At 72.4% G+C, this 6,463-nt stretch carries 4 protein-coding genes; 3 read left to right on the top strand and 1 reads right to left on the bottom strand.

Annotated features, from left to right (window positions below; translation table 11 throughout):
• Window positions 1-311: 311 nt before the first annotated feature.
• Complete coding sequence (locus tag ACK4LS_RS05745) at window positions 312-2,984, bottom strand: phosphoenolpyruvate carboxylase (RefSeq protein WP_409714493.1); 2,673 nt, start codon at window positions 2,982-2,984, stop codon at window positions 312-314.
• Window positions 2,985-3,291: 307 nt separating this feature from the next.
• Here ACK4LS_RS05745 and ACK4LS_RS05740 point away from each other — a divergent pair, with 307 nt between their 5' ends.
• From ACK4LS_RS05740 to ACK4LS_RS05730, 3 genes are all read left to right on the top strand, one after another.
• Window positions 3,292-3,891: a MazG family protein gene (locus ACK4LS_RS05740; protein WP_409714511.1), complete on the top strand. Its 600-nt coding sequence runs from the start codon at window positions 3,292-3,294 to the stop codon at window positions 3,889-3,891.
• Between the two features lie 171 nt (window positions 3,892-4,062).
• Complete coding sequence (hisS, locus tag ACK4LS_RS05735; protein WP_409714508.1) at window positions 4,063-5,313, top strand: histidine--tRNA ligase; 1,251 nt, start codon at window positions 4,063-4,065, stop codon at window positions 5,311-5,313.
• Between the two features lie 251 nt (window positions 5,314-5,564).
• The gene (locus tag ACK4LS_RS05730) at window positions 5,565-6,416 is read left to right on the top strand and encodes an SGNH/GDSL hydrolase family protein (RefSeq protein ID WP_409714490.1); all 852 of its coding nucleotides are present in this window, start codon (window positions 5,565-5,567) and stop codon (window positions 6,414-6,416) included.
• Window positions 6,417-6,463: the final 47 nt, after the last annotated feature.

Below are 6,463 nucleotides of genomic sequence, written 5' to 3'. Positions count from 1 at the left end.
CAGCGCCGATGGTACTGCAGGGGGGACCCTGTGGGAGAGTAGGACACCGCCGGACTTCCTTTACCGAAATGGCCACCCAACGCTGGGTGGCCATTTCGCATTTACGGGCACAAAAACCCCGCGACACCACCCGTGTTGCGGGGTGTTCGCGCCGGTACGTTCCACACCCCGTCCCGGGTGCGAACGCACCGGCGCTTCCGCATGCCCGTCAGCGGCTCCCCGTTCGTGTGTCCGCGGGGGTGTCGTCTTCTGCAAACGACAGCGCGCCGACTCCGAGAGGGAGCCGGCGCGCCGGGCGAGACGCGGGGGTCTCAGCCGGTGTTCTGCAGACCGGCGGCCACCCCGCTCACCGAGAGCAGGAGGAGCCTCTGGTGCTCGGCATCCGGCGTCTCGGATTCGGTCGACGCGTCACGCAGCGCGCGGAGCGCACGCAGCTGCAGCAGCGAGAGGGCGTCGACGTAGGGGCTGCGCATCTTCACCGCGCGCTGGAGCACCGGCTTGTTGCCGAGTAGACCGCCGCCCGTGATGCGCTCGACCCACGAGCGGGTGAGGAGCATCTCGTCCATGACGAGCGCGGCGAGGTCGTCGCGGTCGCCGAGGGCGAGGTAGCGGCGGGCGATGCGCTCATCCGCTTTGGCGAGGCTCATCGCGACGTTGTCGATCATCGTGCGGAACAGCGGCCACTGCTCGTAGGCGTCGCGCAGGCGCTGCTCGTCACCCACGGCCTCGAGCGCGGTACCGAGCCCGAACCACCCCGCGAGGTTGATGCGGGCCTGCGTCCACGAGAACACCCAGGGGATCGCGCGCAGGTCTTCCAGTGACTCGACGGACAGGCCGCGACGGGCCGGCCGGGAGCCGAGCGCGAGGTGGCCGAGCTCCTCCATGGGAGTGACGGTGGCGAACCACGGCGCGAAGCCCGGGGCCTTCACGAGGGCGAAGAAACGCTCCCGCGAAGTGACGTCCATCGTGGCGGCGACGTCGGCGAACGCTCCGGCCGCGCCGCGGTTGCGGCGCTCGATCGAGGGTGACGACGCCGTGAGCACGGCCGCTGCCACCTGGTCGATGTGGCGCATCGCGATGTCGGCGTCGCCGTAGCGAGCGAAAATGACCTCGCCCTGCTCGGTGAGCTTGAAACGCCCGTCGACGGAGTGCGGGGGCTGAGCCAGGATCGCGGAGTTCGCGGGCCCGCCGCCGCGGCCCAGTGCGCCGCCCCGACCGTGGAAGAGCGTGAGCTCGATCCCCTCGGTCTCGGCCCAGGTGGAGATCTTCGCCTGCGCCTCGTAGAGGGCGAGGTTCGCGGCGACCGGACCCACGTCCTTCGAGGAGTCGGAGTAGCCCAGCATGACCTCGAGGCGTCGGCCGGTGGCATCCAGTCGGCTCACGAACGAGGGGTGGGAGACGATCTCGGCGAGGATGCCGGGCGCCGCCTGCAGGTCGGCGAAGGTCTCGAACAGGGGGATGACGTCGAGCACGGGGAGGGCCTCGCCCGGTCCCATCGCGTAGGCCGCGAGTTCGTGCACGTTCGCGAGGTCTTCGGCCGACTGCGTGAACGACACGATGTAGCGACCGGCGGCGCGGGGGCCGAAGCGCTCCTGCACGTAGGCGATCGAGCGGAAGACCTCGAGCACCTCGTCGGCCTGCTCGCTGCGGGCGCCGCCCGCGCGCAGTTCGTCGAGAACCTTGCGGTGGACGGCCGAGTGCTGACGCACCTCGAGTTCGGTGAGGTGGAAGCCGTAGGTCTCGACCTGCCACACCAGACGCTGCAGCGCGCCGTAGGCCTGGCGCGCGGCGCCGGCGGCGACGAGGGAGTCCTGCACGCAGCGGAGATCCGCCAGCAGGTGCTCGGGGTCGCGGTAGGCGAGGTCGGCGTTGCGGGTGCGCGTCGCGGCGATCTTGCGCGCGAGCAGCAGAAGGATGCGGCGGTGCGGTTCGTCGGGGGAGCGCTCGGCGATCTCGGCCGCGGCGTCTTCGTCGGCTGCGCGCAGCCGGTGCCACAGCACGACGAGGGCGTCGCTGGGCGGGGTGCTGTCGGCATCCAGGGTCAGTCCGCGACCGACGCGCTGCGTCGTGCGCTCGAGGCCGAGCAGCACGTGCTCGCTGGCGATGGCGGCGGCCTTGCGGGTGACGGATGCCGTCACGAAGGGGTTGCCGTCGCGATCGCCGCCCACCCAGGAGCCGACGCGCACGAACGGCTTGACGATGGGGGCACGGGCGCCCGCGTTCTCGCCCTGGAGGATGTCGTCGATGCGGCGGTAGACGCGCGGGACGGCGGTGTAGAGCGTCTCGTCGAACACCGCCATGACCGAGCGCACCTCGTCGACCGGCGAGGGCTTCTCGCGGCGCAGGGGGGCCGTGCGCCAGAGGGTGTCGATCTCCTCGAGCATGCGGCGCTCGGTGCGCCGGGTCTCGGTGTCGTTCTCGCCCGCGGCGTCGTGCTCCCCGAGCAGCTCCGACAGGCGGCGGATGCTCGTGGAGATGGCGCGGCGGCGCGCCTCGGTGGGGTGGGCCGTGAAGACGGGGTGGAAGCGCAGCGCCTGCAGACGCTCGAGGGCGGTGTCCTCACCGACCTCGCTCGAGAGACGTTCGAAGGCCGCGGCGATCGTGTCGGGCGTGCCGGCTCGCGACGCTCGGTCGCCCCGCTCGCGCAGCACGCGGACGCGCTGGTGCTCCTCGACGAGGTTGACCAGGTGGAAGTACGCCGTGAAGGCCCTCGCCACCTCGTCGGCCCGCTCGATCGAGAAGCCGTCGGCGATGGCCGCGGCCCTCTCGAACGCCTCGGAGGTCTCGTCGGTGTAGGCCTGGATCGTCGCCGTGCGCAGCCGCTCGACGTCGTCGTACAGTCCGGGGGAGCCGCTCTCCTGAAGGACACGGCCCAGGAGGGAGCCGAGCAGGCGCACGTCGGCGCGCATCTGCTCGGGGAGCTCCTGGCCGGCTTCGAAACGGCCCACGAGGTCGATGGCCTCGGTCGGGGTCAGTTCACGCACACGCCCCAGATTATCCGCGTCGCGTCGTGCCCCGATGACATGTGACGAACCGGGACCGTCGCGTCGACGGAATGCAGGACATTCTTCGGCGGGGTGGGGCCGGCGCCGCAGGTTTTCGAGGGTGCGGGGAAGTGGCATCCGCAATCTCCTGCGATGTGCATCCGGGGGTTCCCGGGGCACGCGCGACGCGGGCGCCCGGGTTCGCCGCCGGGCCTGCCGCGGCGGGGGATACTCGGGGCAGCGGCACCGCCGGGGCCGCGGGAGGAGAGCCGTGAGCGAGGACGCCCTGCGGGAGGCCGCCGAGACCATGCACGCCGTGCGGGAGCGCTGCGTGTGGACGCAGCGGATCGATCACCGCGATCTCGTGCCCTACCTCGTCGAGGAGAGCGCCGAGGTCATCGACGCCGTCGAGACCGGAACGCGGGCGGACCTGCGCGAAGAGCTCGGGGATCTGCTCTGGCAAGTGCTCTTCCACGCCGAGATCGCCGCGGGGTCCGCCGACGACCCCTTCGACATCGACGACGTCGCGCGCGGCCTGACCGAGAAGATGGTGCGGCGGCATCCTCACGTCTTCGGGGATGCCGTGGCATCCACTCCGGAGGAAGTGCTCGTGCACTGGAACGCGGCGAAGGCCGCCGAGAAGCGCGAGCGCACGAGCGTGCTCGACGGCGTGAGCGACCACATGCCCTCGTTGGCCCTCGCACAGAAGGTGGTCGGCAAGGCCGCCCAGGTGGGAGTCGCCGCGCCGACGCACCGCCTCGCCGAGCCCACGAGCGAGGACGAGCTGGGCGATGCACTGCTCTGGCTCGTGCAGCGCGCGCGCCAACAGGGCTGGGATGCCGAACGCGCGCTACGCGAACGTCTCCGCGCGCTTCGCGAGGAGGTGCGTGCGGCCGAGCAGACCTGACCGGCGCCGAGATCACACGCGATCGCCGAGAAGACCCGAGGCGGCGACTCTTGCGGGGTCGTCTCGGCGATCACGGGTCATCTCGGTGCGGCGCACGCCCGGGCCCGCGCTCGCGGAGCCGCGAGAGCCTGGAACAATGGACGCGTGGCATCCGTGAACCCGCCGCGCGGCATGCGCGACTTCCTCCCCGCCGACAAGGCCCGCCGCGAGCGCGTGCTCGCCGTCATCCGCGAGCGCTACCGCGCGCACGGGTTCGACGAGATCGAGACCCCGGTGCTGGAGGACTACGACCGCCTCCACGCGGGTATCGGCGGAGACAACGAGAAGCTGTCGTTCAGCATCCTCAAGCGCGGGATGGATGCCGACGGCATCCGGGCGGCGGCCGACGACCCGTCCGCTCTGGCCGACCTGGGCCTGCGCTACGACCTGACGGTCCCCCTCGCGAGGTTCTACGCGACGCACCGCGCGCAGCTGCCGACGGTGTTCCGCGCGATCCAGATCGCTCCGGTGTGGCGCGCCGAGCGTCCGCAGAAGGGGCGCTACCGGCAGTTCGTACAGTGCGACATCGACGTCATCGGCGACGCCTCGCCGCGCGCGGAGGCGGAGTTGATGATCGCGAGCCTCGACGTGCTGGACGCACTGGGGCTCGAGGGCGGCTCGATCCGCGTCAACGACCGCCGCGCACTCGACGCGATGCTGGATGTGTTCGGGTTCATCGCCGACGAGCGTCCGGGTGTGCTCATCACGATCGACAAGCTCGACAAGATCGGCGTGTCGGGCGTGGTCGCCGAACTGCGCGAGCGGGGTGCGACTCCCGCCGCGGTCGACGCCTGCTCGGCGTACCTGGAGCGCCCGCAGGGCGGCGGTGAGGCGTTCGGTGAGGCGCAGATCCGCGCGGGTCTTCCGGACGGCATCCCCGACGAGATCGTCGAGCACCTCGTCGACCTCGGTGCAACGGTCGCCGCGGCACGCGGCGGACGGGTGCCACTGGTGTTCGATCCGTTCCTGGTGCGCGGGATGGGCTACTACACGGGCACCATCTTCGAGCTCGCCCACCCGAGCGTCGACTACTCGCTCGGCGGCGGAGGGCGGTACGACGGGATGATCGGCCGGTTCCTCGGCCAGCAGGTCGCCGCGGTCGGCTTCTCGATCGGCTTCGAGCGTCTCGTCGACCTTCTGCCCGAGACCGCCGCGGACTGCGCGGGTTCCGTCGTGCTGGTGCACGACCGAGACGTGCCGCTCGCTCAGCTGCTCGCTCTGAAGACCCACCTCGTGGCGAACGGCGTGCGCGTGCGCATCGAACAGCGCGCGAAGAACATGAAGGCGCTGCTGGAGCGCTCAGCCGCCGACGGCTACACCGCCTTCGCCACGGTCGGCACCGAGACGACCGCGGAGACGCTCGAGCTCAAGCCCCTCGCCTGAGCAGGAGGGGAGGCCGTCGCCGCGACGGCGGCCGCGCCGCGCCGAGAGCGACGTTTACGCGACGGCGCTGACGACGGCGTCGTGGGGGCTCTCCGCGGCGGGCCGCCGGCTGAGGCGACGGGACTGCGGCATCCGGTGCCCTCGGGATGGACCCAGGATGCCGGGAGACCCGCTTCGCCTCGGCGTCACGCCGCGTCCACCCGGTGTTCATCGCGGCTCGGTGTCATCGGGGGATGCGCGCGCGTCGACCGGTGACCCTGACCGCCGCCTCGACGCTCGCGCTCCTCGGGGCCGGCGTGGTGGGCCTGCGCACACTCATCGCGCGCCAGGCGGCCATCGCCCGCCGACGCATCGGCAAGCCCCTCGGCGAGCAGGCTCTGGACGCCGACCGCGTGTGGCGCCGCAAGAAGCACCCGGGTGAGCCCGTGGAGCTGCTGCTGCTCGGCGACTCGATCGCGGCGGGGCTCGGGGCCGGACATCGACGCGACACGCTCGGTGCGCGGCTCGCCAAGGGCATCGCCCGCTCCGCCGGCCGTCCGGTACGTCTGCGCACCGCGGCGGTCGTCGGTTCCGAGACCTCCGCCCTGGCCGCTCAGGTCGCCGCCGTGCCCGCGGGCTACCGGCCCGATGTCGCCGTCATCGTCGTGGGCGGCAATGACGTGACGCACCGCATCCCCGCCTCGCGCGCCGCGGAGCAGCTGGCGCAGACCGTCGTCGCGCTGCGTGAGCGCGGGGCGCCGGTCGTGGTGGGCACGTGCCCCGACCTCGGCACGCTGCGTGCCATCCCTCAGCCCCTGCGTGCGCTCGCCGCCCGTTCATCGCGACAGCTCGCGGCGGCGCAGGCGGCCGCCGTGCACCGCGCCGGTGGGCGCGTGGTGGCCCTCGCCCGCGCGGTCGGCCCGGTCTTCGCCGAGCGGCCCGACGAGATGTTCAGCGTCGACCGCTTCCACCCCAGCGCGCTCGGGTACCGCCGCACCGCCGAGGCGCTGTTGCCCGCCGTGCTCGCGGCGCTCGAGACGGCCGACGAGAGCACACCCGCGAACCGGACGCGAGTGGGGCCGGGCGCGGTCCCGGGCGCGATGCGCGCGGCGGCGCCGCGGTGAGAGCGGCCGGCCGAGAGCGGCCATGCGCCCGGTGAACGCATAAGTCG

The sequence above is a fragment of the Microbacterium sp. genome (assembly GCF_046295495.1).
GTDB lineage: Bacteria > Actinomycetota > Actinomycetes > Actinomycetales > Microbacteriaceae > Microbacterium.
Note: the sequence above shows the minus strand (reverse complement) of the source record. Positions and strands in the feature narration are given on the sequence as shown.